We start from the raw sequence: 2946 nt of genomic DNA, 5'->3' as shown, positions 1-2946 counted from the left end.
TCCCAGTTCAGGCCCTCCACCCGCAGCTCCAGAGCCCCTGACTGGCGCACCGGATTGTATTGCAAGCTAAATCCATAGGTGCGGCGGTCGTAACCCAGGCGGTAGGTGATGTCCACCTGCTGGCCTGACTGCAGATCCACCGTCGTCTCTGCCCCTACCCGCAACGGACCATACAGTTGCTGTAAAAAGCCCAAAACAAGCTGCTCCCGCGTGGTGATGCGGTCAAACAAAAACGGCGAGGCTCCGGCCAAAAAACCGTTGGAGTAGGTCACCCTCAGGTTGGTGTAGTCGAAGGTATTGGCCGCAAAAGCCCCGATCACCGCGTCGAGGCCGATGCTGCCGGCAGTATAGCTTTGGGTGCGCCCATTGGAGTAAAACGACTGGCTGCTGCTGACGCCGGTGTTGAGCCAGATTCCCTGTTCGATGGGCAAAGCGGAAAAGCGGGGCGGCGGATCCGACGCCGTCTTAGGGGGTCGCCAGAGGGGAAAAGAACGAGTTAGGGCTGCCCCCAGTTGCAGTCGGGCGAGCTGGATGCGCTCGGTGGTCTTGGCCAAGGCCAGATCGGGATCGGTGTCGATGTTGCCGAGTTGTCCCAGGGCGTCGATGTAGTCGGCGGCTATGCGGTAGCTGAAATCCAAGCCAGTGTTGCCGAGGCGGAGGGTGGGCGAGCTGTAGCTGGCACCAAGGCGATTCTCCACAATCTGGAACCCCAGCCGCCCGCTGAAAAAACGCTCCTGATACGCATAGGTGTAGGTGACTTGGCCGCCGTTGCCGGTGGTAACGCGGTGTTCGACCTGAGCCCGCAAGCGCCGGGCAAACTCCTCGAAGACGATCCCGCGCAGCTCGGCAAACAGCGAGGTTTGGGCATTGGCTTCCGGTTGCCGCCAACGAAAATCAGCCCGCAGCCCGATCCCATCGCGGATCCCTTGATCGCTGCCCCAAAGGCGTTGCGGATACAGTTGTGGGGAGAGCACCAGGCTGAGATGGGGATCCTGCAGCAGCTCGAAGTTGGCCTGCAGGATCAGGCCGCGCCGCAGCTCTTCCCGGTCGAAGTCATCGTAGAAAATGCTGACCGGAGGCTGACGGTTCAATGAGTCAAAGCGCAGCCGAATGGGCAGGGGCAGAAACAAGACCTGGTCGAAAACCAGTTGGCCAGCTTCGGCAATCAACAGGCTGGAACCATCCGCCTGCAAGGTAGAGGTCGCCCGCGGGCTGCGGATCTCCAGCTCTGGCGGATCGAGAGGGTCATTGGTCAGCCGCACCTGCTCTCCTTCCCAGTTGTTGGCATCGAAGCGGATGCGAACGGCGCGAAAGCGCACCAGCCGCTGCGGCGAGAGGGCCGCCGCCGGAGAGCCGCTGGCCTGCAACTGGCCAATATCCACCTGCCCGAAGGCCTCTTCCAAAAAGCCCTGCTCCCGCCCAAAGTCGTATTCCAGCCGGGATCCCTGGATGCGCTGCTGATCCAACTCGATGGAAACGTTGCCCTCGGCCACCGCTCGCCGCTGTTGCAGCTCGATGCGCAAGCGATCTGCCCGCAGCACAGAGCGGCCCAGACGCATCTCCACGTTGCCCTCGGCCAGGAAAACCTGCGCCCGCTGGTCGAACGTTTGGCGATCCGAGCGCAGCCGTAACGTGCGCTCCGCAAGGGCGTCAGTCGTATCCCCCGGCGGAGCAGCTGCCACCCGGCCTTTCTGGGCTGAGGCAGGAGCAGCCGTTGCCAGACCAAACACCCCCAAGCAAAGCCAGAGCCACCAAAACCCTTTCATATTCCCCTAAACCTGGCACAAAACTTCAGCCCAAGCCCCTAGGCTGGCTCAGCCCGTTGTTGGCGGGGCAGGGTTGAGGGCGCGGTTGAGCTTGCCGCTGCGGTAGCCCTCCAAATCGAGACTGACGTAGAGATAACCAAAAGATTGCAGGGCCTTGACCAGCGCTGCCAGATCGGTTTTTTGCACAAATTCCACGATTTGATGAGGGGGCAGTTCGATGCGGGCAGTATCTTTCTCAGAGCGCACGCGCACCTGCTCCCAGCCCAAGCTGCGCAGATAGCGCTCTGCCAATCCCACCCGCCGCAGCTTCTCGGCGGTGATTGCCTCGCCATAGGGAAAGCGGGAGCTGAGGCAGGGCTGGGCCGGTTTATTCCACCAGGGCAGACCCAGGTGGCGAGAGAGTTGCCGCACCTCCAGCTTGCTCATCCCCACCTCTGCCAAGGGAGAACGCACGCCGCGCTCTCGGGCCGCCTGCGCTCCCGGTCGATAGTCGGCCAGATCGTCGGCGTTAAGGCCATCTGCCACGTGGTCGTATCCCTGAGTTTTAGCCACCTGGCGCAGGGTGTCGTGCAAGTGGCTTTTGCAGAAGTAGCAGCGGTTGGCGGGGTTGGCGGCGTAGCGGGGATCCTGCAACTCGTGAGTCTCGACGATCTGGTGGCGAATGCCGATGTATTGGGCTTGCCGGATGGCCTCCTCCAGATCTTCAGGCAACAGCGCCGGGGAAGCGGCGGTGACGGCCAGGGCCTGCTCCCCCACCTGATCCCAGGCCAGTTTGGCCACCAGGCTGCTATCGACCCCGCCTGAGTAGGCCACCAAGACCCGCCCCATCTCGGCGAAGATTTGGACAAGCTGGTGGAACTTGCGTTGCAGGACGGGATCCAGCTCCGGCAAGGAGTCGGCAGGGGCAAGCGGGGCAGTTGGGTCTGGGGCTATGTTCATATGGCCGGCAGATGCGGTGAGATTTGGGGCAAGGGGGAAAACAGCGAGGACTCCGTCCAAGCGGAGAAGAACCAGTTGTGAGCGGGATTCCCTCTCCCATTGTTTCCCAGAGTCTCCTGCCTTTCCAAAGCTTCCCCGAAGATGAGGTGCGGAATCTCTCACCGAAGGATATCCCGCTGCCCAGTTTCGATATTAGGTACCTAAGCCGATTGCTATGAGCTACGGGAGAGACCTGAGATAC

2 protein-coding genes are annotated in these 2946 nt (G+C 61.8%); both read right to left on the bottom strand.

What is annotated here, in order from left to right; genetic code table 11:
* A partial coding sequence (locus tag NW841_RS05880; RefSeq protein ID WP_414385789.1) for a DUF3769 domain-containing protein occupies window positions 1–1730 on the bottom strand: 1730 nt, incomplete at its 3' end.
* Window positions 1731–1814: 84 nt separating this feature from the next.
* Complete coding sequence (gene larE, locus NW841_RS05875) at window positions 1815–2705, bottom strand: ATP-dependent sacrificial sulfur transferase LarE (protein WP_414385787.1); 891 nt, start codon at window positions 2703–2705, stop codon at window positions 1815–1817.
* Between the last annotated feature and the right edge of the window lie 241 nt (window positions 2706–2946).

The organism is Synechococcus sp. H60.3, assembly GCF_047462295.1.
Taxonomy (GTDB): Bacteria; Cyanobacteriota; Cyanobacteriia; order Thermostichales; family Thermostichaceae; genus Thermostichus.
This window is presented reverse-complemented; position numbering and strand designations above follow the sequence as displayed.